The 23,419-nt window shown below is 46.4% G+C and carries 19 protein-coding genes; 15 read left to right on the forward strand and 4 right to left on the reverse strand.

Annotated features, from left to right (window positions below; genetic code table 11):
- Nucleotides 1–9: 9 nt before the first annotated feature.
- The 9 genes from purH (at nucleotide 10) to MKY66_RS03935 (ending at nucleotide 11,405) form a co-directional block, all read left to right on the forward strand.
- Nucleotides 10–1,557: a bifunctional phosphoribosylaminoimidazolecarboxamide formyltransferase/IMP cyclohydrolase gene (purH, locus tag MKY66_RS03895; protein ID WP_076215117.1), complete on the forward strand. Its 1,548-nt coding sequence runs from the start codon at nucleotides 10–12 to the stop codon at nucleotides 1,555–1,557.
- A gap of 128 nt (nucleotides 1,558–1,685) precedes the next feature.
- A complete protein-coding gene (gene purD, locus MKY66_RS03900) occupies nucleotides 1,686–2,951 on the forward strand; it encodes a phosphoribosylamine--glycine ligase (RefSeq protein WP_076215114.1) in 1,266 nt (421 codons plus the stop codon).
- A gap of 708 nt (nucleotides 2,952–3,659) precedes the next feature.
- Entirely contained in the window at nucleotides 3,660–4,997 is a 1,338-nt protein-coding gene (locus tag MKY66_RS03905) for a hemolysin family protein (RefSeq protein WP_076215111.1), read from the forward strand.
- Nucleotides 4,998–5,278: 281 nt separating this feature from the next.
- Nucleotides 5,279–6,361 (forward strand): hemolysin family protein, encoded by a 1,083-nt coding sequence (locus MKY66_RS03910; protein WP_076215108.1) that lies wholly within the window; start codon nucleotides 5,279–5,281, stop codon nucleotides 6,359–6,361.
- Nucleotides 6,362–6,601: 240 nt separating this feature from the next.
- A complete protein-coding gene (locus MKY66_RS03915) occupies nucleotides 6,602–7,555 on the forward strand; it encodes a ring-cleaving dioxygenase (RefSeq protein WP_143760376.1) in 954 nt (317 codons plus the stop codon).
- A 14-nt stretch (nucleotides 7,556–7,569) separates the two neighbouring features.
- Nucleotides 7,570–8,175 carry an alpha/beta hydrolase gene (locus tag MKY66_RS03920; protein WP_076215168.1) on the forward strand — a complete coding sequence of 202 codons (606 nt, stop codon included), beginning with the start codon at nucleotides 7,570–7,572 and terminating at the stop codon, nucleotides 8,173–8,175.
- 381 nt (nucleotides 8,176–8,556) lie between these two features.
- On the forward strand, nucleotides 8,557–9,447 hold the full coding sequence (locus MKY66_RS03925) for an alpha/beta hydrolase (RefSeq protein WP_076215105.1): 891 nt from the start codon (nucleotides 8,557–8,559) through the stop codon (nucleotides 9,445–9,447).
- 63 nt (nucleotides 9,448–9,510) lie between these two features.
- Nucleotides 9,511–10,803: a threonine ammonia-lyase IlvA gene (gene ilvA / locus MKY66_RS03930; RefSeq protein ID WP_017690682.1), complete on the forward strand. Its 1,293-nt coding sequence runs from the start codon at nucleotides 9,511–9,513 to the stop codon at nucleotides 10,801–10,803.
- Nucleotides 10,803–11,405, forward strand: a complete 603-nt coding sequence (locus MKY66_RS03935) for a GNAT family N-acetyltransferase (RefSeq protein WP_339806892.1) — start codon at nucleotides 10,803–10,805, stop codon at nucleotides 11,403–11,405. The genes ilvA and MKY66_RS03935 overlap by 1 nt, the downstream gene beginning before the upstream one ends.
- Before the next feature lie 154 nt (nucleotides 11,406–11,559).
- Here the strand turns inward: MKY66_RS03935 and MKY66_RS03940 are convergent, their stop codons facing one another.
- Entirely contained in the window at nucleotides 11,560–12,528 is a 969-nt protein-coding gene (locus tag MKY66_RS03940; RefSeq protein WP_076215100.1) for a hypothetical protein, read from the reverse strand.
- Nucleotides 12,529–12,842: 314 nt separating this feature from the next.
- On the opposite strand from MKY66_RS03940, the gene MKY66_RS03945 reads away from it, so the two are divergent.
- Complete coding sequence (locus MKY66_RS03945; RefSeq protein WP_179088569.1) at nucleotides 12,843–15,980, forward strand: copper amine oxidase N-terminal domain-containing protein; 3,138 nt, start codon at nucleotides 12,843–12,845, stop codon at nucleotides 15,978–15,980.
- 305 nt (nucleotides 15,981–16,285) lie between these two features.
- Complete coding sequence (locus MKY66_RS03950) at nucleotides 16,286–17,191, forward strand: AraC family transcriptional regulator (RefSeq protein WP_076215094.1); 906 nt, start codon at nucleotides 16,286–16,288, stop codon at nucleotides 17,189–17,191.
- 25 nt (nucleotides 17,192–17,216) lie between these two features.
- Here MKY66_RS03950 and MKY66_RS03955 read toward each other — a convergent pair whose 3' ends face one another.
- A complete protein-coding gene (locus MKY66_RS03955) occupies nucleotides 17,217–18,029 on the reverse strand; it encodes a DUF1129 family protein (RefSeq protein ID WP_083657299.1) in 813 nt (270 codons plus the stop codon).
- Between the two features lie 412 nt (nucleotides 18,030–18,441).
- Here MKY66_RS03955 and MKY66_RS03960 point away from each other — a divergent pair, with 412 nt between their 5' ends.
- The 3 genes from MKY66_RS03960 to MKY66_RS03970 all read left to right on the forward strand — a co-directional run bounded on the left by MKY66_RS03960 (nucleotide 18,442) and on the right by MKY66_RS03970 (nucleotide 20,649).
- The gene (locus MKY66_RS03960; RefSeq protein ID WP_047840502.1) at nucleotides 18,442–18,675 is read left to right on the forward strand and encodes a hypothetical protein; all 234 of its coding nucleotides are present in this window, start codon (nucleotides 18,442–18,444) and stop codon (nucleotides 18,673–18,675) included.
- Nucleotides 18,676–18,929: 254 nt separating this feature from the next.
- Nucleotides 18,930–19,760 (forward strand): alpha/beta fold hydrolase, encoded by an 831-nt coding sequence (locus tag MKY66_RS03965; RefSeq protein ID WP_036606057.1) that lies wholly within the window; start codon nucleotides 18,930–18,932, stop codon nucleotides 19,758–19,760.
- Between the two features lie 103 nt (nucleotides 19,761–19,863).
- Nucleotides 19,864–20,649, forward strand: a complete 786-nt coding sequence (locus MKY66_RS03970) for a class III extradiol ring-cleavage dioxygenase (protein WP_017690674.1) — start codon at nucleotides 19,864–19,866, stop codon at nucleotides 20,647–20,649.
- A gap of 168 nt (nucleotides 20,650–20,817) precedes the next feature.
- Here the strand turns inward: MKY66_RS03970 and MKY66_RS03975 are convergent, their stop codons facing one another.
- Nucleotides 20,818–21,030: a hypothetical protein gene (locus MKY66_RS03975; RefSeq protein ID WP_017690673.1), complete on the reverse strand. Its 213-nt coding sequence runs from the start codon at nucleotides 21,028–21,030 to the stop codon at nucleotides 20,818–20,820.
- Between the two features lie 156 nt (nucleotides 21,031–21,186).
- Nucleotides 21,187–21,729 (reverse strand): DoxX family protein, encoded by a 543-nt coding sequence (locus tag MKY66_RS03980; protein WP_017690672.1) that lies wholly within the window; start codon nucleotides 21,727–21,729, stop codon nucleotides 21,187–21,189.
- Between the two features lie 338 nt (nucleotides 21,730–22,067).
- Between MKY66_RS03980 and MKY66_RS03985 the strand changes: the two genes are divergently transcribed.
- Entirely contained in the window at nucleotides 22,068–23,144 is a 1,077-nt protein-coding gene (locus MKY66_RS03985; protein WP_083657297.1) for a DUF3048 domain-containing protein, read from the forward strand.
- The last annotated feature ends 275 nt before the right edge of the window (nucleotides 23,145–23,419 follow it).

Raw genomic sequence — 23,419 nt, forward strand, 5'->3', positions numbered from 1 at the left:
GAGCATATTGTGAGTATCAAAAGAGCGCTGGTTAGCGTATCGGATAAAACGGGCATCGTGGACTTTTGCCGCGAGCTGTCGCAAATGGGTGTGGAGATTATTTCGACAGGAGGTACAAGCAGCCTGTTGTCGAAGGAAGGCGTACCTGTCATCGGAATTTCGGATGTGACCGGATTTCCGGAAATCATGGACGGACGTGTCAAAACATTACATCCGGCAGTTCATAGTGGGTTGTTGGCTGTGCGTGATAACGAAGAGCACACACGCCAGATGGAAGAACTCGGTCTCGGCTATATCGATCTGGTTGTCGTGAACCTGTACCCATTCCAAGAGACTATTGCGAAACCGGATGTGGCATACGAAGATGCCATCGAGAACATCGATATTGGCGGTCCAACGATGCTTCGCTCGGCAGCCAAAAACCATGCCTTTGTCAGTGTCGTTGTAGACGCATCTGATTACAGCCAAGTGCTGGAGGAAGTGCGCCACGATGGAGACACAACTCTAGAAACTCGCAAACGGCTTGCGGCAAAAGTGTTCCGTCATACGGCGGCTTACGATGCACTCATCTCCGATTACCTGTCCAACGTAAATGGCGATCCACTGCCAGAGCGTCTGACGGTTACTTACGAAAAACTCCAGGATTTGCGTTACGGCGAAAATCCACATCAGCAGGCGGCATTCTACCGCAAACCGCTGGCTGCTCAAGATACGTTGACAACAGCCGAGCAATTGCATGGCAAAGAGTTGTCTTACAATAACATCAACGATGCTAACGCAGCATTGCAGATTGTCAAAGAATTTGAAGAACCAGCCGTTGTCGCGGTTAAACATATGAACCCATGCGGCGTAGGTATTGGCGCAAGTATCTATGAAGCTTACAGCAAGGCATATGCTGCAGATCCAACGTCTATCTTTGGTGGCATTGTGGCAGCAAACCGCATTATCGACAGCGATACAGCAGGCAAATTGAGCGAGATTTTCCTGGAAATCGTACTTGCCCCTGACTTTACGCAAGAAGCTCTCGATATCCTGACGAAGAAGAAAAACATTCGTTTGCTCAAAACGGGCGAACTAAATGCTGCTCGTAAACGGGAAAGCCAATTCGTGGTTACGTCCATCGACGGCGGCATGATCGTGCAACAGTCGGATGTGCATTCCATTGAAGCGAGCGAGCTGAACGTGGTAACGGATCGTGCACCATCGGAAGAAGAACTGAAACAGCTGTTGTTTGGCTGGAAAGTAGTTAAACACGTGAAATCCAATGCGATTGTACTTGCTGCGAATGATATGACCGTAGGTGTGGGCGCTGGACAAATGAATCGTGTGGGTGCAGCCAAAATTGCGATTGAGCAAGCGGGCGAGCAAGCAAAAGGTGCTATTCTGGCATCCGATGCGTTCTTCCCAATGGGTGATACGCTGGAACTGGCAGCAAAAGCCGGAATTACAGCAGTAATTCAACCTGGTGGTTCGATCAAAGATGAAGAATCCATCAAAGTAGCGAATGAATACGGAATTGCCATGGTCTTCACAGGCGTTCGTCACTTCAAACACTAGAGCGAAAAAGGTTTAATAAGGGGTGTCGCCAGTCATACTTATGACTTATGGTACACCCCCTCTTTTTTAGGTTTTTAACAGACATTAGCGTAACAAATCCAGTTATGCACGGAGGGGGAACAGAACGAATGGATATTCTGGTAGTAGGCGGCGGTGGCCGGGAACATGCCATCATCTGGGCGCTGGCAAAGAGTCCAAAGGTAGACAAGATTCACTGTGCACCGGGAAATGCAGGTATTGCTCAGCTCGCTGAGTGTCATGCCATTGCGGTAAATGAATTCGATAAACTAACGGCTCTTGCTGTAGAGCTTAAAGTGGGTCTGGTGGTTATTGGTCCGGATGATCCGCTTGCGGATGGGATCGTGGATGCATTTGACGTGACAGATATTCCGGTATTCGGACCCCGTCGTAATGCAGCAGAGATCGAAGGAAGTAAAACGTTCATGAAGGATCTGCTGCACAAATACAACATTCCAACGGCAGCCTATGAAAAATTCGACAACTACGAACAGGCTCAAGCATACCTGAATGAGCAAGCAATTCCGGTTGTCATCAAGGCAGATGGTTTGGCAGCGGGCAAAGGTGTGACGGTAGCTTATTCGCGTGAAGAGGCTGATCAGGCACTTCGCAGTATCATGGTTGACAAAGTATTTGGTGAAGCAGGAGCCAAAGTGATTATCGAGGAATTCCTCGCAGGACAGGAAATGTCGATTCTGGCTTTTGTCGATGGGGAGACGGTTCGTCCAATGGCTGCAGCACAGGATCACAAACCTGTATTCGATAATGATCAGGGGCCAAACACAGGAGGTATGGGTACATATTCACCTTTGCCACACATTCCTGCATCCATTATTGAAGAAGCCGTAGAGACAATCATCAAACCAACAGCCAAGGCCATGGTATCCGAAGGGCGTCCGTTCCAAGGCGTGTTGTTCGCTGGGCTGATGATTTCACCAGATGGTAAACCTAAAACGATTGAGTTCAACGCACGTTTCGGTGATCCCGAGACACAGGTTGTTTTACCACGATTGAAGAGTGACCTGTTCGATATCTTCTGGGCAACCGTTCATGGCAAGCTGGCAGACATTGAAATTGAATGGAGCGATGAAGCCGCAGTATGTGTGGTGCTTGCTTCAGGAGGTTATCCGGGTCCTTATGCCAAAGGCGTAGTCATTGAAGGTCTGGATCAAGTGCAAGATGCCGTGGTATTCCACGCAGGTACAGCGCGTAGTGAAGCAGGAGACTGGGTCACCAATGGTGGACGGATCCTGGGCGTAGTTGGCCTTGGTGCGGATATTGCAGAAGCTAGAAACAAAGCCTATGCACAGGCCGAATGTATCCATTTTGATGGCAAACATCAACGGACGGATATTGCTGCCAAAGCACTGGTCTAGAATGAATATTAAGAGCCCGTAAAGATGTGCGCCGTAAGGTTGTTGCATCCTGCGGGCTCTTTGCTACGTATATAGATGTATCTTGTGCAAACGGCTGGACTTGTCCATACGGGAAAGAACATGGGAAAGATACAGTACAGGATTAAATCAGGCATGTTTAATGCCCTAAATTAAGGGGTAGTATTTTTATAAATTGGACTATACTAATTATGTGAAGAATATCACCTTATAAGGTCATACCAAACATATTATATAAAGTTCGTAACATACATAAAGACTAATTTGTGAACATTAAACTGTAAGCTTGTGCCAAACCATAACGTGCAACTGGATGGTTGTGCTGGAATCATGGTATACTTTTCGGAAACAGGAATGCGTATGAGGGGAGGTGGATATCTATTGGGTAGGCGATATTGTAAATTGTCCAAATGGCGAATCTAGGTGGAGTTAAGCGAGGAACAATTGACAGCATGAGGGGTAACCCGATTTGAATGGAGAAGTTTCTGCAAGTCATTGACTTCATCTTGAATTCCTGTTTTGTATTTTACAAGGTCAAACCGTACGACATATACAAATATGATCATTATTCGATTTCATATAAGGCATAAGCCATGATGAACGAAAAAACAGCGGATGAATGGTTAACGTAGTTAACGGATCACGCTGTAACTATCTCTGGAGGTGAATCCCTGAGAACCGGGGAAATCATTGGACATAATTACCATATTGAATATCGCTTTACTTATTATCTTGATTGCATTGACTGCATTTTTCGTAGCATCGGAATTTGCTGTAGTCAAAATTCGTACATCAAGAGTGGATCAACTGGTCGCGGAAGGCAATAAAAAGGCAGTACTCGCCAAAAAAGTTGTCTCGGACCTGGATTATTATCTGTCAGCCTGTCAGCTCGGTATTACGGTCACCGCACTGGGATTGGGTGCACTCGGAAAACCGACGGTTGAGAGATTGTTATATCCGGTATTCAATTATTTAGATGTACCTGCTTCAATCTCGTCGATTGCTTCTTATGCGATCGCCTTTATACTCGTTACGTTCTTGCATGTGGTTGTTGGTGAGATGGCACCCAAAACGCTGGCGATTCAGTTTTCGGAAAAACTGACGTTGATGCTCTCCCCATCGCTATACTGGTTTGGTAAAGTCATGTACCCATTCATCTGGGCGCTTAATGGAGCCTCCCGTGTTCTTCTGCGGGGATTCGGTGTGAAGCCTGCCAAACATGATCAAGCCTACTCGGAGGACGAGATCAAAATCATCATGAACCAGAGTTATGAAGGGGACGAGAACAACAAGACCAAGCTTTCATATCTGGAAAATGTATTTGTGTTCGACGAACGTGATGCCAAAGACATCATGGTACCGCGTACGGAACTAGTGACATTAGATCAGGATATGACCTATGACGATATTATTCCTATATTGGATGAACATAACTATTCACGTTACCCTGTAATCGAGGATGGGGACAAGGACCGCATTATCGGCGTTGTGAATGTGAAAAAGATTTTGCCTGACATGGTTGCCGCAAGATCGTATCAACTACGGGAGTTCGTTCGTGAGATCCCATTCGTCTCCGAAGTTACAAGTATTCAGGATGCAATGATTAAAATGCAGCAGGAACGTGTACACATGGCCGTGGTTGTGGATGAATACGGCGGTACCTCGGGTATCATTACGATGGAGGATATTCTGGAGGAGCTTGTCGGTGAGATACGCGATGAATTCGATGATGATGAGGTGGCCGATATTCAGGAGACCGGAGAGAATCAATATCTCATTAATGGCCGGGTACTTTTGGATGAACTGGAGCGGCAGTTCGGACTTAGCTTTGAAGGAAATGAAGAGATGGACACCGTGGCCGGATGGATTCAATACCAGAAGGGTGTAGGGGTGGAAAAAGGAGACACGGTAGAACACGGCGATTATGTCTGGACCGTTGTGGACACCGAAAATTATCACATCAAGCAAGTTCTTCTGGAACGAGTGAGCGGTGCGCAGATTGAGGAAGCTACTAGCGACCTAGCGTGATGTTGGTTCGATCATGACTGTAATCTAGGGTTTGACTGCCTATTTGGCTACTGCCCTCAGAATTTAAAGCGTTTTGGCAACGTAACAGTGTAGGGGACGGAATCGATTCTGAAGAAGCGTAGCATTCGCGTTTGCAAACCAATTTTAAACCTTTGAAAACAACAATCAGGAAAATTTGGAGGCAATGGCGATCGGAAGAACGAGCCGTCATCGGAACATCACTCGTGCAACCTTAATATAAATTTTACTTGGAGGTGAATCCCTCAACCTGAGGGAAATCATTGGACGGAATAATAGCCTTGAATTTATTTTTAGTAGCCGTATTTATAGGTCTGACAGCCTTTTTCGTTGGAGCCGAATTTGCAATTCTTAAAGTACGGATGTCCCGAATCGATCAATTGATCTCGGAAGGAAACAAAAAGGCAGTACTGGCCAAAAAAGTGGCGCACAACCTGGATTATTATCTGTCGGCATGTCAATTGGGGATTACCATCACGGCGCTGGTATTGGGAGCCTTGGGTGAACCTACCGTTGAGAAAATGCTGCATCCGCTCTTTGAGCGCATGGAAGTGCCGGCGGCATTGTCTACCGTGCTTTCCTACGGTATCGCTCTGGCGATCATTACGTTCCTGCACGTGGTAATTGGTGAATTGGCACCGAAAACACTGGCGATTCAGTTTGCAGAGAGAATGACGCTGTTGCTGGCACCACCACTGTACTGGTTCGGTAAAATCATGAATCCGTTCATTTATGCATTAAATGGAGCTGCTCGTCTGTTGCTTGGTATCTTTGGTGTAAAACCTGCCGGACATGATACCGTTCACTCGGAAGAAGAGCTGAAGCTGATTATGGCACAGAGCTATGAGAGTGGCGAGATCAACCAGACGGAGCTGGACTATCTCAAAAACATTTTTGCTTTTGATGAGCGTCTGCTTCAGGAGATCATGATTCCACGAGATAAAATTGTTACGTTGAATAAGGAAATGCCACTTGATCAGATCATTGAAACGCTGAATCGACACGAATACACGAGATACCCTGTTATTGCGAATGGGGATCAGGCGCATTTTGTGGGCTTTATCAACACCAAAGAAATGCTGACGAGTGTAGCTGCGGGCAGAGACTTCAATATGGAGACATTTGTTCACAATACGCCGAGTTTCTCCGAGCGTTCTCCAATCAAGGATGTACTGATCCAGATGCAGCAAAGCCGCGTACACATTGCAACCGTGAAAAACGAGGCAGGTGGTACGGTTGGTATGGTTACAATGGAGGATATCCTTGAAGAGATTGTCGGAGATATCAAGGATGAATACGAGCATAAAGATTTGGTGAATCCACCAAAAAGAATGAAACTGGTTTAAGAAGCAGTAATACAGGAATACGAAACAACCTAATCAATCGTTATAATGCTAAGCAGGTTCCCGGAGTGATCGGGGCCTGCTTTTTGTATTTAATCTTAATTTTAAAATAAAAGCTTGCATATTGTGGTTCAATGGATTAATATGAATTTAAAGAATCTTAATTTAAAGATAAATAACGAAAAGCAATAAATAAAAGAAGCAAAAACAACCTATGATACAACTAAAACCAAGGGAGTGGAGATTATGTTCAGAACTTCAGGAATTCATCATATTACCGCTTTTGTTGACGATGCGCAGAAAAACGTTGATTTTTATGCAGGTGTGTTGGCGCTCAGACTGGTGAAAAAAACAATTAACTTTGATGCACCGGACGTGTATCACTTGTATTACGGGAATGAGCAGGGTGCACCGGGCACAATCATTACCTTTTTCCCACAACAAAATTCAAGAAGAGGTGTCATTGGGTCAGGTCAGACTGGAGTTACCGTATATGCGGTTCCTGTAGGAAGCCTGCCTTTCTGGAAAGAACGTCTTGCTTCCTTCGACATTCCATATGAAAATAAAACCAGATTTGGTGAGCAGTACATTCGTTTCTTCGACAAAGGGGGTCTGCTGCTTGAACTGGTTGAGCGTGAAGGCGGTCAGCCAAGCAACTGGAGTTTCAACGGTGTGACACCGGAGCATGCCATTAAAGGATTTGGCGGAGCCGTATTGTTCAGCCACGTTCCTGAAAAAACCATGGACGTCTTGGTGAGCAAACTGGGTCTGGAGCAGGTCGGTGAAGAGAACGGACTCCTTCGTCTTCAGGCAAGCGGCGATATCGGTCAGATCATCGATATTCAGTCCACAGGCATCCAACGCGGGATTGGCGGAGCCGGTACGGTCCACCATATTGCATGGCGTGCCAAAGATTACGCGGAGCATGAACAAATCCAGCAGGATCTTGAACAATCCGGGTATCATCCAACGCCAGTCATTGACCGTCAATACTTCAACGCTGTGTATTTCCGGGAGCCGGGTGGTATACTGTTCGAACTGGCTACGGATCCTCCGGGATTTGCACGGGATGAACCAGCAGAGAGCATGGGTGAGAAACTGATGTTGCCTGAATGGTATGAACCACAGCGCGAACAGATTGAACAATTGTTGCCACGAATTGAAGTACGTGAATGGAAAGGGGAGTCCAAATCATGACCACAACCAATACAATGAAACATATCTATAAAGCAGGTGCTCAGCCGGATGCGCCAACAATCCTGTTACTTCACGGTACAGGCGGAACCGAGAACGATCTGGTTGGTCTGGCGGAGATGATCGCACCAGGAGCTGGCATACTTGGGGTGCGGGGTAATGTATCGGAGAACGGGATGCCCCGTTTCTTCCGCCGCCTGGCCGAAGGCATTTTTGACGAAGAGGATCTGATTGCTCGTACGGCAGAGCTGGGATCTTTTGTAGATGCAGCTGCGGTGGAATACGGTTTTGATCGCTCTAGCGTGTATGCACTGGGTTACTCTAACGGTGCCAACATTGCGGCAAGCTTGATCTTCCATCAAGCAGATGTATTCAAAGGTGCAATTCTGCATCATCCGATGGTACCGCTGCGCGGACTTGACCTGCCGGATCTGAAAGGTCTGCCTGTGTTCATTGGTGCGGGCGAGAATGATCCGATTGTACCCAGACGTGAAACGGACGAATTGGCTTCGCTGCTCAGCGGTGCAGGTGCCGATGTAAACATGCATTGGGAGCGTCAGGGTCATCAGTTGACTCGTACCGAGGCTGAAGCCGCGGCAGCTTGGTTTAAGACACAGGCGTAAATTGGGTGTTTCCTTATTGAATGAGCAGTATGTTTAATCCTAGGTATCGTGAAGCTAAAGCAGTTAAAAACAGCCCTGATGGAAATTGAAATCGGGCTGTTTTTGTATATTTTTATATATGATGGCCAGCCGCATATGGCTGGGACAGTTACCCGATCTGATTATGGATCGGGTTTTCTTTTTCATAAGGAAAAAGGAGGCTTAGCAGAACGGTGGGGCGGGGAATGATCCTTGAAACGTGATAGATGCGACAGAACGCCTGTATCTTGCTGAAGCAACATGGTTGTCGTAAAGCATGGATTATTCTATAATGAAGTAATTGATAATCATTTTCAATTAGATTCGGTGATAGATGACTATGCATGTAATCAGGAGGGAAATATGAATCCTAACCCTAGCTCACATACATTTGGTTCAAGTGCGTTTGTTCAGACCCGCGATGGTCGCAAACTACATTATATGTACAGGGGAACAGGCGATCTAACGGTTGTATTTGAGTCCGGTATGGGCGCCTCCAGATCAAACTGGGGACTGGTTGCACCAGCCATTGCTGAGCATGCACGTGCTGTTGTGTATGATAGGGCAGGCGCAGGACGAAGTGACGTCGACTCGGCTCCGCGCAGTCTTGAACGCATTGCAGGAGATCTAGGGGATCTGCTGACGGCTCTTGGTTCGGGCCCATTCATTCTGGTTGGACATAGCTGGGGAGGTACGATTGTACGGGCTGCGGCAGCTGCACATCTATCTCGATTACGTGGCATTATTCTGGTAGATCCATCAGACGAGCATTGCGAAATGTATTTTTCCAAGCTTACTAAAAAGAGCTTTGCCATTAACGGTTTCATTATTCCAATCATGGCGCGGACTGGCTTATATAAGATGCTTGGCAGCAAAGCTGGAAGTGTTCAGCCTGACGATGTGGCAGCGGATCACCTCAAGGAGGATTTCACTGTACGGGCAGCCAGCACGATGCTTGCAGAAGGCAAAACATTTCTGGATGACATGGCAGCGTTGCTGAAACATCCTCCGGCTCTAGGTGATCTGGAAGTTAGCGTGATCTCGGGTACGAAACCGGGCAAGGGAGAGGGGAAAATCAGACCCGCCCTTATCACGGCGCATCGCCAGACGGTGAGCCAACTATCCAATGCGAGATGGATTGGGGCGGATCAATCGGGACATATGGTTATGTATACAGACCCTCAGGTCATTATTGATGAAATTGTACGAATGATAAATGATGTGAGCTCAGGCGCAAGAACAGAACAAAAGTGATACAATACAAAGAAAAGCAGTGCGCGACATTGCTAGACCATAAAAGCGGAGTGTGGAGACAACATGAAACCAGTTGAACAAGAACCAACGGGAACCACAAGTCCCGGTCGTGCCAGTGTTGGCATGGAAGATATCGTGCGCGCACATCATGTGCTGCGTGAGGTCATTGTAAGAACGCCGTTACAGCGAGATGCTGTATTGTCGGCCAAATATAACTGTAATGTGTATCTGAAAAGGGAAGACCTTCAAGTGGTGCGTTCGTTCAAAATTCGAGGTGCCTATAATATGATTCGCAGTCTGACACCAGCCGAGATGGAGAAGGGTATTGTCTGTGCGAGTGCGGGCAACCATGCTCAGGGTGTTGCTTTTAGCTGTAATGCGCTCGGAATTAACGGCAAAATCTTCATGCCGAGTACAACACCGAACCAGAAGGTGAAGCAGGTGAGACGTTTTGGCGGCAGCAACGTTGAAGTGGTGCTGATCGGAGATACGTATGATGATGCTTATGCAGAAGCAATGCGTGCATGTGACGAACAGGGCATGACGTTCATCCATCCGTTTGATCAACCCAAGATTATTGCAGGTAATGGTACGGTAGCGATGGAAATTATGGAAAGTCTCGATGAGAATGCCGACTATGTATTCGTGACGATTGGTGGCGGAGGGTTGGCAGCCGGCGTGGGAACCTACATGAAGACCGTGAGTCCAGAGACACGCATCATTGGAGTTGAGCCACTTGGGGCAGCTTCCATGAGTGAGGCGATGTTCCGCAAACAGGTTGTGACGTTGGATGACATTGATAAATTTGTGGATGGCGCAGCGGTGAAACGTGTGGGCGACCTCACCTTTGATATCTGCAATAGTATACTTGATGACATTGTGAAAGTGCCAGAAGGCAAAGCCTGTACAACTATTCTGGAGTTATATAATGAAAATGCGATTGTTGTCGAGCCTGCCGGTTCCCTGGCTGTTGCGGCGCTTGAGCAGTATCGTGAGCAAATCGTGGGCAAGACGGTGGTCTGCGTAATTAGTGGCGGGAACAACGATATCGACCGGATGCAGGAGATCAAGGAACGTTCCCTGATCTATGAAGGTCTGAAGTATTATTTCATGGTTAATTTCCCGCAGCGTGCAGGAGCTTTACGTGAATTCCTGGAGGAAGTTCTAGGGAAGAATGATGATATCACCCGGTTTGAATATACGAAAAAGCATGATAAGGAAAATGGCCCTGCCTTGGTGGGCATCGAGCTGATGTACAAGGAAGATTACCACCCGCTCATTGAACGTATGAACCGCAAAGGTATCGCCTATACCGAACTGAACAAAAATCTAAATCTGTTCAACATGTTAATCTGATGAAACATTCCAGTATGCAATCAGATCACCAAGAAACATCTCCTCTGATCCGACCTGCGCGCATAGAAGATGCAGATCAGGTCATTCCGTTACTGTATCAGGCGATCGGGGACATTGCATACTCGCTAGCGGGTGAGGCGGATCATGAGAAGGCGATGCAGATTTTGCAGGCGTTTTATGTACAGGAAAACAACCGGATTAGCTATCGTCATGTGACCGTGATGGAGCAGGATGGGCTGATTGCGGGAATTCTGGTAGCCTATGATGGCGGTGAAGCAGATCGTCTGGACCAGCCGATTCTGAATCGAACTGGACGAAGCCGGGATGAGAAGTATGCATTGGTCAAAGAAACCCGTCCGGGGGAGTATTATCTGGATACTCTCTCGGTAAGTGAAGCTTATCAGGGGCAGGGCATCGGCCGGGCACTGATGGCTGCTTTTGAGCAGCAGGGCAGAGACCTGGGTCACTCACAGGTATCCCTGATTGTAGAACGAGACAACGGCCGTGCGCTAATGCTGTACGAACGGCAGGGATATGTCAAAGACGATGTGATTGTCATCGCTGGACATGAGTATAATCATATGGTCAAACCGATTCAATAGTGCAGGGAGCTGACGGGTTGAGTCAGTTCTGACTATAGAAACAAAGAAGAAACCGCCATAGGGGCGAATCCTGTGGCGGTTTTTGGTATGGTGATATGTTGGATGGAACTTAGCATGAACTTGAACCGGATATTAACCATGGGAGCGGATTAACTCAATAATTCGCATAGTCGCTGACCGGCACATTCTGTTCCAGCCATTTCTCGACAGCAGCGGTTTTCTCGAATTTGGCTTCGTTTACGATGTCCATGAACTTTTCGAGTTTGGTCAGGAAGGCACTGTCTTCGGATGAGTTACGTTGTAAGACAGCTTTGTAACCTTTCTGGGCATTGGCAGTCATTTTGTTCGTTTCATAGTCAAATAAAGGCGTATTATTCAGGCCATAAAACGTATACAAGGTATAGTTATTCATCAGGTTCTTCACCTGTTGTACCCGATTGGACTTGGGATATTCGTTCAGAAATCGTTCCTGCTTCAAAGCGCGATTGAGTATTTCCTGATAGCCAATAACCAGTGCACCATCGTCGGCGGCAAGGTTACTGGTTTCGACCGCCATGATATTAATGTATTGTTTGATGTCTGGCTTCACGTACGAGATATATTTCTGAAAAGACATATAGTTCATGATTGGATAAAGAGAACCTTCCAGCATAACCAGGCGATAACCGCTATCCCGTGCTTGCTGGAGCAGTGCACGCAGACTGGCGTCGTTGGTGCGGCTCATCAGTTGGGTGAAGCTATCATTCCACTTGTAGGCTTTGATCATCTTGTCTTGAACATTAGGCACCAGTAGACGGTCCGTCATGGCTGTTAACGCCTTGTTGCGGGCATTCTCCAGTTGTAAGACCATCAGAGTTGCATGATGAGTGGTGACTTGATTGATATGAGATTCGAGATAAGTATCCGCGGCAGGCAAGCCGTTCTTTTTGTAGAGCATGGACTGAAATGTTTTATATATCGTTGTTGAACTGGCAGTTGTGACTTTGGTATCTGTACTGGAAGATGCGGCAGCAGCAACTCCGGATAATGGACCGACAGCTGTTTGGAGCAACATGAGGATGGCCGTAACTGTAATGAAGGTGCGCATGCCTTTACGATTGGCAGATTGGAACAATGATGTCATAGATATGAACCTCCCGTAGTTGAGAAAATGATAGGTGTTGTTCACTAGTCACTATACATTAACCCAATTGGTGCAGAATGTGGTTGCGGAATGGTGACAAATTCTTCTGTTATTTTTAACTTTTGGAGGGTGGAAGATAGAGGGAGATTTCTGCGAAAATATTTTTTGTACAACTGGAAACCTTTGAGCTTATCAGAACGTCTTAGTTGTGCATAGGAAAATACAGGAATAATGAAATGAACAGCGAATCTATTTCGATGTTAACTAATTGCGAGAATGGGGATATGGATATGAGGAAAGCGGGAGGAAAACAAGTGAAGAAGGTAATGTCAGCGCTGGCTGTATCGGCCATGCTGATGTCCGCACTTCCAACGTCGGTTATGGATGCAGCTGCGAGGATCAGTATATATATTAATGATGCAGAGTTATCATCTGCTCAGGCACCTGTGATGAAAGGTGGACGCGTGCTCGTTCCGCTTCGGTCCATTTTTGAAGGATTGGACGCGAAGGTATCATACACGAACAGAACCAAAACGATTGTTGCAACTCGCGACGATCAGGAAGTTACTTTGAAACTTGGTTCCAAAACGGCATACATCAACGGGGAAGCGATATCGCTGGATGTACCTGCAAACACGATTAAGGGCAACACAATGGTTCCAATTCGCTTTGTCAGTGAAGCTTTTGGAGAGAAAGTATTCTGGAACTCGCGCAATCAACGTGTAGATATCAAGACAACGGCAACGCCACCAGTGGATGAGACACAATATGCTGCATGGAACATCTACGGTTCGGTATCCGGAAGTAACGGAGATGGTCGTGACTTGACCGTGAGCTTCACACGTCCAACTTCAGAGAAGGCGGTATCTGCTTACCGGATTATGCTGGTGAAAACTCGCGATGTGAATAGCTTCACGGAGTCCTCAGCCACTGCCGTACCTTCTGCGAACTATACATCGGTTACACCGAATGGCAACAACCCGAAACTGACACTTAACGCGCAGACACGTGACGTGAACGGGGATTTGCTTAACAGCAATGAAACGTATCGTCTGTATGTACTGACTGTTGGTAACAGCAGCAATAATTATAAAAATGCATTGAACTGGTCTTCCCAAGCATTGAAGCTCAATAATGTGAAATCCACAGTACAGGCGGTTACAAGCCTGCGTGCCGCAGATATTAGTGACTATGGCGATGGCCGCGATCTGGAGATTAACTTCACGCAGCCGAGCACAACATCGAACATTACGTATTATCGTGCATTTGTTGTTAAAGCGAAGGATTCTTCTGCATTCAATCTGGCTGCAGCGAACAAAGTGTCCAGTTCGAACTCCACGATCATATACAAAGGCAACACGGCTGCGGTCAAAAGCAAGCTGACTTCTTCGACACGGGATACGTCCGGCGAATTGATCAAAAGTAACACAGCGTATGTGGTCTACATCCTTTCGGTAAGCACAAATACAACAACAGACAGCAAGCTGTCCGCAGCATCATCTTCACTTACGCTGTCGGTGAACACAGCAACGTCTCCGGTAATTACACAGGTGAAGGATAACTCGGATTATGGAGTTGGCCGTGATATTCAGGTGACTTTCAACCGTTCATCGGATGAGTCCAAGGTGGCGAATTATCGCGTCTTTGTGGTGCGTAACTCGGTTGCCAGCAGCTTTAATCTGACAACGGCAAGCAATCTGTCCTCCAGTCTGTACTATACGGTGAACAAAACAGGCAACAACATTACAACGACTTTGCCTTCATCCATGAAGGACACAAGCGGTTATAACGTGACGAATCTGCAAGATTATCGCATCTTTGTGATGGCGGTGGGCAATCAGCAAAATGGATACACCAATGCGCTGTCAACTTCCTCCACTGTGCTGAGACTAACAACGAACGGTAACGCGGGAATTATTAGCAACCTGGCTGTTGCGGATATTAGTGACTACGGTGATGGGCGTGATCTGCGGGTTTCTTTCAACAAAGCTGCGGATGAATCCAGAATCTCCGCCTATAGAGTGTATGTAGTCCGTTCCGCTAATGTGGGCAGCTTCACGCTGAGCGCTGCAAATGCGTCGAACAACTATACGCAGGTGAACAAAACGGGTGGTAACCTGTCCGTTACGCTTCCAAACTATGCGGTAGATACGAATGGTTATACCATTACCAATAACGTTGCTTATCGGGTATTCGTGCTGTCGGTGAATAACAACGGAAACTCCAGTCAGAATGCTTTGTCTGGTTACTCTTCACAGATTACACTGTCGGCAAACGCGGCTGTAACCGCTCCGAGCAGTGTGATGCCATCTGATATTGGGGATACTGGAGATGGACGCGATCTGCGTGTAACGTTCACTAAATCCGCAGATGAGACAAATGTGAATCACTATCGGGTGTTTGTGGTGAAGTCTGGTAGCACGTTTAATCTGAACACAGCCAATGTAGTGAATAGCTCAAATTATACGTATGTAAGTAGAACTGGAAGTAACCAGACGATTACTTTATCTAATGGTTCGAGAACAGTGGATGGTGACTTTATTCGTAATGATGTGGGCTATCGCGTGTACGTGATGGCTGTGAATAATAATACATCTTTGGCAAATGCACTATCGTCAGCCTCCAGTGTAATCACACTGACTTCAAATTCCGCTGTAGCAGTGGCGAGTAATGTGAATGCAATCGTTAAAGATCAAGGACAGTCTGGAACGCCTTCGGATGTAACAATAACCTTCAATAAGGCAACTAACGAGGCCAATATCTCCAATTATCGTATTTTGATTGTGCCTGCTAACCAAGTGAGTGCATTCAATACAAGTTCTGCTCTTGGAATTAATTCTTTTATTGAAATTAATAAAAACAATGCAGGCAGTCCGGTAGTACTAAACGGTGGACATCGAGATATTAATGGTAGTGTCCTTGTAGCTGGACAGAAATACAGAGTGTTTGTCTTGTCCGTTTCGGACAGTACATCACGTGTTTCCAATCTGTCCTCTGCTTCCAATGAGTTTAATATCTTTGCACAAGCAAATGCGGTTCAAACTGCCACTATAACAGGCCTTCAAAATACAAGTACTGTAACCGAAGCGAGTTATAAGCTTAGCTTTACTAAACCAACTGCTGAAACGGGGATTTCTGCATACCGACTCTTTATTGTTAAAGGAACAGATAATTTGGATATTACTACAGCAAGCTCTAACACTAGCTACCCAATTGGAAATCCTGCAGGGGTTGAAGTTACTTTAACAAAAACAGCTATAGATTCAACTGGAGCCAATCTGGTGGAAGGAGCCGAGTACAAGGTGTATATTCTTTCAGTTGCTGCAAATACAACAACGAATAAACATACACTTTCAGGCCCATCGGATACATTCAAGCTTGAAAAAGCTCAGCCTACGCCTACACAGGAGCAGATGTCTACTACCAATCCACCAGCCTCAAGTGAGGGGTAAACACCTCCACAGGGTTGAATGTAAAAATTTACACTGAAACAAACTCGAACACCCTTTCCATCCGGAAAGGGTGTTTTCATTATGTCTGAACAACGATCGTCTGGCGTGTATTTCAAACTTGCTTTATGAAAATCTTGTCGCCAAAAAGGTTCCTAAGACCATTGTTACATCGGGAATAAATAATGGATAATAAAGGAAAGTTGTCTATATAGATCGAGCTAAACATTTACACGAAACGGAGTGGCCAGTGTAAATATCTTTAGTTTACCTTATGTAAAAGCCTATGAGCCGAAAGGAATGATGGAATGCTTGCATTTCGTTTGACAGGCCTGCCGGATTCCCGGTTGCCGCTGTACCTGTATTGTGTAGGCACGCAGGAAGAGAAAGTTCTGCATAGACCGGATGGATTTCCGGTGTATCAGTTGTTTTTGTCACGCGGTGGTGAAGGGCAGTTCAAGATAACGGGAAAAGGGACATGGACGATGGGAGCAGGGCAGTTATTCATCGTGGAACCCGAGGTTGCGCATGAGTATGTGCCTCATTCCAAATCCAAAGGGGAACTGGGTTATATCGGTATTGGCGGTACATCGGCTGGATCGGTACTACAATCCACGGGTTTGCTTCAGAACGAACCGTGCCATATCTCTGGTTTTGAAATCATCTGGTCACGGGTGACCAATCTCTGGCATGCGCTGGATCAAGGAGCAACGGAGATGTGGAACACATCAACCCTGATCTACCAGCTTATTTTGGATATAGCACAATCGAAAATTCCATCTGATGTCGGCATCGGAGGTATTGGATCATCGATGGCACAGGACGGCACTGTAAAACACTCTAATCGGGAGCCCGATCCGAGCAAGGATGCACTCGTCCGAGCAGTAGCATTGATGCATACGCACTACCAGGATGACCTGTTATTGAAGCATGTTGCTGACGCAGTGGGTTATTCGGTGCAGCATCTCAACCGATTATTTCACCAGCATTATGGCGTGACAGGGCATCAATATATGCAGCGATTACGTTTGCAGAAGGCTTCGGAATGGCTGGACAAGCATCCAAGAGCAAGTGTACGAGAGGCGGCAGAGACCGTAGGGATGGAAGTGAACTATTTTATCCGGATGTTCAAGCGGGAGTTTGGAGAGACACCGGGCAAAGGAATCAAACATCGGAACCAGCTCCAAATGGAAAAAGACCTCACGAATTCGTGAAGCCCCTTAATCGCTTATATACGTGTTATGCTGTTTTCTTTTGTCCAAATAAAGGCCTTACCGTTGCAAGTCCCACAACTCCGATCACGGCACTCACCCACGGAGCCAGTGCAAATACCGGAAGTTTATCACGCAGTGGATACCCTACAAAGAGCACAAGGACCACGATGACGATGTAGATGATGATTCCCTTAAGGTTAACCTTAGGTACGGTGTTCTTGTCCGCTCCTTCATCGTCTGGTCGCTCAGCAAGACGGCGAAGCATCTCCACCAATGCGATCCCTCCAACTGCCGCAATGATCAGAGAGAACAGACTGATGTGTTGGAACGGTTCCGTATCTCCGCCAGTCCAACCCACGAACAATCCCACACATCCTTGAATCAGCATGACAAAAGACAAAGCCACCCAAGCGATCATGGCATACCACTTTGGTGTCCGTTTCACAGGCTCTGGATTCTCAGTTGGCTGTGGTTCTACAGCGTTGGCATTCTTTTTCGATGAAGCTGTTGGACTATTACCAAGGGTTGGGCTGGATTTACCCACCTTAACGGCAGCCGTCTTCTCTGGTGCTGTATTTGTTATCCCGAGCTGTGCATGGATGTCTTGTTCCAGATCAGGTCCGTATAACTCGCGAGCGGGTTTGTTATCCCGTTGAGCCTGTACGATCGCTTTTCCTGCAGAGAGTATCCACTCTTCCTGTGTTCTCTCGTCCACTGGCGCATGACGCGCAATTGTACTGATCTGGTCATACAATTTCACATGTTCAGGTGTCATTCGACTCATCTCGGTTATTTGCCGATTCTGTATTTCTTTAAGCTTCTTATAGGAAATCCCCAATGATTGCTCCCCCTGTCTACACACGTTCTGATCTTCCAATGGACTGAAGACCCTGACGGTATTTTAGTATACGGGAAGGGCTCTCGTTTCGCAAAGTCATTCCTTATAAAAAAGCTGCTCATGATGGACCCATATCCATACACAGGCCAGTATAACACAGGTGCATAACAGCACCAGTTTACCGTGATGTTGAATCCATTCCAGTAGATGTTCCATGAATTCATTCCTTTCGGCAGAAGGGTTCCGAGGTATATGCTGCCTATGTTTGTTCGTTTATTTTCCCCTGTTCATGTGAAAAAATACCCTCACCCCTCCCAGATCTAACGATTGTGTGAAGTATGCATAAAGAGCAGCCGATTCCATCACAATAGTAGCATTTCCAACAGAAATCCAAGATTGGAGTGTGCTTGTTATGGATAAACAAACAGAATTGACGCGGAAGCTGCTACTGAACAGCAACTCCCGTGGAGTCGTGGACGAGGTTGTATCCTTTGAAGAGAACCTGGAGGATACGGAGTATGCAGAAGAACTGACAGATGGCAATTTGAAGGGAAGAAGTTTCTGGGACAATAGTGATTCGGGTCATGAGCATGAGTGGAATGGACGGGTGGAGACCCACGAGATGTTCCGTAGAAGCTACGAATAACGACCCTGCAACACTTGGTTTGAATTCCAAATGATATCCGGGCCAGCTGTCATCAGCGTGGCTCATTTTTTTGCGCCTATTATCCGATAAAATGTAGATTGGTAGTCGACGTAGAAAGGGTTCTTACATACGTTGACTTGAAGGTTACAGGATGATAATATATGAATAACATCTTAATACACACTAAACTTATCGGATTATATATATTTAATAAATGAAGCTCAACAGGCTAAGCAAGGAAAGGGGAAATCGGTATGGAACGTCAGATCAGTATCCGTCATGGACAGGAAGAATTAACAGCCACGATTCATTATCCGGTTGTGAAAGATATCAAGGAGGAGAAGAGTCAGCAGCGAGTCCCTCTGGCGGTCATCTGCCACGGCTTCGTTGGTAGCCGGATCGGCGTGGATCGTTTGTTTGTAAAGACTGCACGGGAGCTGGCTGAAGACGGTTATCTGGTCCTGCGTTTCGATTATATCGGTTGCGGAGAGAGCAGCGGGGAGTATGGAGCGGAGGGACTGGAGTCCATGGTGCTGCAGACCCGTTCGGTGCTGGACTACGCGGTCAATTGCAGTGATGTAGATCCTACGCGCGTTACGCTGATTGGTCATAGTCTGGGTGGTGCCGTTGCATTGCTAACTGCTGTACGTGACAAACGTGTCAAAAACCTGGTGATGTGGTCCTCCGTGGGTTATCCATTCAATGATATCGTGAAGATTACGGGACGGGAAGTATACGATGAAGGCGTGAAACTGGGTGCGGCTGATTATCTGGGATACAAATTCACACCGACGTTCTTCGAGTCTCTTGCTGAACAACAGCCATTCCAGGAAGCAGTTAAGTTTAGCGGTGATGTTCTCGTTGTGCATGGCACGTCAGATGAGATTATTCCTGTAGACTACGCATTCCTGTATCAAAAGGTATTCTGGATGCGCCAAGAGGGCCGCTGTGACAAGGAGATCATCTTCCAGGGCGATCACACCTTCTCTTCAGGTAAAGAGCGGGAACAGCTAATTACGCGTACCAGAGAGTGGCTTGGCGAACGTCAGAAGATCGAGCAGGATTGGCAGCACTGGATGATATAAGTGGCAGGATTACAACTGTTTGGGGATGTCGGCTTGGAAAAGCGCCTTCTTAAGGGTAAAATAGAGGAGTAAGCATTCTATCCGTGTCTGGAGGTTGGCAGCAATGACATTACCCGCACTTTTCATTGCGCATGGTTCTCCCGCTCTGGCGGTGGAGAGCAATGACTACACTCACTTCTTGAACCAGCTTGGAGACAGGCTGCCGGCTCCGAAAGCCATTGTTGTATTTACGGCGCATTGGGATTGTCCTGAACCGTCCGTGACGATGGATGATACACATCAGACCTTGCATGATTTTTACGGATTTCCTTCTACGATGTATACGATGGAATACCCTGCATCTGGACAGCCAGATTTAGCGAACGAGATATGTGCTTTGTTCACCCGCAGTAATCTGGCACATCAGCCGATTCGAGGCCGAGGGCTGGATCATGGCGTATGGGTACCGTTGCTCCATATGTATCCCGAGGCTAACATTCCTGTGATTGCTGTATCTGTAGACTCACTGCGTACGCCGCAGGAACAGTATGATATTGGCCGAATGCTGGAACAGCTGCGTCATGATGATGTGTTAATCATTGGCAGCGGTGGAACGGTTCACAATTTGCGATTGCTGGGCAATACGGATGAACCACAAGAGTGGGCGGTGGAATTTGATAACTGGATCGGGGAGCGCTTGCAGCAGTGGAACACAAGAGAACTGTTTCAATATGAGAAAAAGGCCCCTCATGCACGTACGGCGGTTCCGTCGTATGGTACAGAACACATTGCACCTTTGTTCTACGCCATGGGTACAGCGGATATGTCCCGATCAGCGAAGCGTCTATTCCAGTCTTACCCTTATGGAACGCTCAGTTTGAACTGCTGGCAGTTTGGAGACGGCGTGTAACTTGGAACAGACAACAGCCTAATTATGGTGTTTGAAGCCAGTTTTGTACGGATAACGTGTATTAATTGCATACAATTACGATATATAAACAAAAGAAGGTTCCTGTACACCCTTGGTGGGCTACAGTAACCTTTTTTCAATACAGGGACTTATTCATGAAATAGATCTTTATTTGCGGATTTCGAACAATTCACAGTCTGTACGCGAATGATAAGCGAGCTCACTGACACTGGATTGTACCACTACGGTATTGCTGTCAAAACGGATAATGATGCCACCGGAGTCAATCTGGTGATTATCTTTAAAAACTCGAACCTTATACTTCATATTCATGGCTTCCTGAAAGTCCGCATCGGTCTCAAGACGGCGCTGGGTCGGCATATCGTGTACTCCTTTGATGTTCAACTTTATATTCATCATAATACGGTTTTCTGTGGATGGGCAAGTCAGTCAGGCATCCGGGCTAATTTTGGAAAGCAAAAAGCCCTGCTCTCCAGGGGGATTGGGAGCAGGGTCGAGAATGCTATGAATGATTGCTTAAGCTGTTTTTTGAGTAGGGCTAATCGTTGGTGTGTCTTTAGGAAGATTTCCTTTGTTGTTACGAGTGAACAATCCGCGAAGGTAAGGCAGTACCCAGTGATCCAGACCGATTTTACCTGCATTTGCACCAGCAACGACAAGGAAGATTTCCATTACAACCAGTTGAGCATTCGTGCTTACTGTTCCCGAGAAGAGGAATGCGAAGTTCATGACCATAGCCATCAGTGCTGCTAGTGTAGTGAAGCAACCGAGGATGAGACCCAAACCTACAAGGAATTCACCCAATGGGATAACGAAGTCGAACAGTCCTGCGTTTGGTACTGCGAATTTCTCAAGGAACGTTCCCCACCATGCTTGAACTGCTGGATGATCACCCGTTGTTTTTTCCAATGCCCCTGCAAGGAACCCGCCAGCTTCGAATCCGCCAGTCAATTTGCTCCATCCGTGAGTCATCCAATCATAACCGATATACACCCGAAGTACTGTCAAAATCCACATTGCTACTTTGTTTTCTCTAAGCCATTGGTTTGTGCTGAACATATGAACCACTCCTTCATGGAATTTAGTGTGTGTTGTTTTTTCTTTTTCTAAGTGATCACCTTTGATGTCTTTATTGTATAGTTCAAAAGTCGTTTTGTTTGTGATTAAAATCACAATCTAGTTAAAATTTTAAGTAAGGTTTGAGAAGTTCACATTTAGGACATATTTTTCTGGCTATATGCTGTTTCAAATGTGAATTTCAAGCTGTATCAAGGCCTTCTGGGCGCAGACAAATCGGATGGGGTGTGATTAAATGGAAAGAAATACGTGAAATGGTTGCCCACATGAGACATATCTCACAACTTAGAACCAGGCCATATCGTTCAGGAGGTCCTATATTGAAGCTTTTTAAATGGAACAAAGCAGCATCGGCCGCATCTCTCTTTATTCTCTCATTGAGTCTTGTTGCCTGCCAAAACCAGGAGGCGACCCAGATGCCACTTCATCCAGAACCGACACCTGCACCTGTACAAGAAGAACAGAACGTGGAGGAATCCAACACGTCTCTTTATACAGCACCTCTGACGGGTCTGCCTGTAGATGAAGCGATTACGCGTCGACCACTCGCCGTAATGATTAATAATGCACCCGCAGCTCGGCCCCAATCGGGTCTTAGTTCAGCCGATATCATTCTCGAAGTCCTCGCTGAGGGAGGCATTACCCGTTTCATAGCCATCTTCCAGAGTGAAGGCGGTGCGGAGACGGTTGGACCTGTCCGCAGTATACGTCCATATCTGATTGAGCTGGGCGAGAGTTATGATGGGGTACTTGTTCACGCCGGAGGCAGTCCGGAGGCGTATTCCATTTTGCAAAGGCAGCAGAAACAGCATATGGATGAAATCTCGAATGGTGGACCTTACTTCTGGCGTTCCTCGGATCGTAAAGCCCCACATAATCTGTATACTTCAGCGGACAAGCTGAGGGAAGGGGCAGATATCAAGGGTTATAGCCATGACTTCAAGTCTCCCCTATACATCTATAACGAAGAAGGCGCGACATCTGCAGGAGAGGCAGTGAAGCAATTCGATATCCATTATTTATTGGATAGTTACCGGGTGACGTATGATTATGATGAAGTTAGCGGACGATATATGAGAATGGTGAATGGCAAGTCAGATCAGGATCTGGATAATGGTACTCAACTTGGCGCAGCCAACATCATTGTGGCAGGTGCAGATCACAAGGTGCTCGATAGTGTAGGTCGGTTGTCCGTTAATTTGGAACAGGGCGGGGAAGCCATGTTGTTTCAGAAGGGCAAGATGATTCGTGGGCAGTGGGTGAAGAAGCAGGGGGATATTATACGATTTGTTCAGGGTGGTAATGAAGTTGCTCTTGTGCCGGGTAAAACCTTTATCAGCATTGTTCCCAATCAACCGGAATTTTCCAGTCACGTGAAGCTGGCTGTGCAGCAATAAAGGATGTAATGAAAGAAAACAATGAAACATGTATCCATTTTGTCGTCGAAAAGGCATTATATTTGTCCTTAGCGTGAAAAGTAGAATCGTGTCGATTCTTAATTTTGATGTCGAATTGTAAACTCTGTGTAAAATCTTGACTTGAATTTACCATTATTCCAAATAATTAAGATTCATTTCAGATTAATGTGATAAGAATATAAAAAAGGATCACACCTTTTGTACAAACCATGAAACAAATATGATAAGATATCAAAGGTTGTCATTTCATGTTT

The organism is Paenibacillus sp. FSL R5-0766 (genome assembly GCF_037971845.1).
Taxonomy (GTDB): domain Bacteria; phylum Bacillota; class Bacilli; order Paenibacillales; family Paenibacillaceae; genus Paenibacillus.

Excerpts from the sequence above, each read along its gene's own strand:
- MKY66_RS03920 (WP_076215168.1), top strand. The coding sequence starts at position 7,570 with ATGAAACATATCTATAAAGCAGGTGCTCAGCCGGATGCGCCAACAATC.
- MKY66_RS03980 (WP_017690672.1), bottom strand. The coding sequence starts at position 21,729 with ATGTTCAGCACAAACCAATGGCTTAGAGAAAACAAAGTAGCAATGTGG.
- purD (WP_076215114.1), top strand. The coding sequence starts at position 1,686 with ATGGATATTCTGGTAGTAGGCGGCGGTGGCCGGGAACATGCCATCATC.
- MKY66_RS03935 (WP_339806892.1), top strand. The coding sequence starts at position 10,803 with ATGAAACATTCCAGTATGCAATCAGATCACCAAGAAACATCTCCTCTG.
- ilvA (WP_017690682.1), top strand. The coding sequence starts at position 9,511 with ATGAAACCAGTTGAACAAGAACCAACGGGAACCACAAGTCCCGGTCGT.
- MKY66_RS03975 (WP_017690673.1), bottom strand. The coding sequence starts at position 21,030 with ATGCCGACCCAGCGCCGTCTTGAGACCGATGCGGACTTTCAGGAAGCC.
- MKY66_RS03960 (WP_047840502.1), top strand. The coding sequence starts at position 18,442 with ATGGATAAACAAACAGAATTGACGCGGAAGCTGCTACTGAACAGCAAC.
- MKY66_RS03970 (WP_017690674.1), top strand. The coding sequence starts at position 19,864 with ATGACATTACCCGCACTTTTCATTGCGCATGGTTCTCCCGCTCTGGCG.
- MKY66_RS03950 (WP_076215094.1), top strand. The coding sequence starts at position 16,286 with ATGCTTGCATTTCGTTTGACAGGCCTGCCGGATTCCCGGTTGCCGCTG.
- MKY66_RS03940 (WP_076215100.1), bottom strand. The coding sequence starts at position 12,528 with ATGACATCATTGTTCCAATCTGCCAATCGTAAAGGCATGCGCACCTTC.
- MKY66_RS03925 (WP_076215105.1), top strand. The coding sequence starts at position 8,557 with ATGAATCCTAACCCTAGCTCACATACATTTGGTTCAAGTGCGTTTGTT.
- MKY66_RS03965 (WP_036606057.1), top strand. The coding sequence starts at position 18,930 with ATGGAACGTCAGATCAGTATCCGTCATGGACAGGAAGAATTAACAGCC.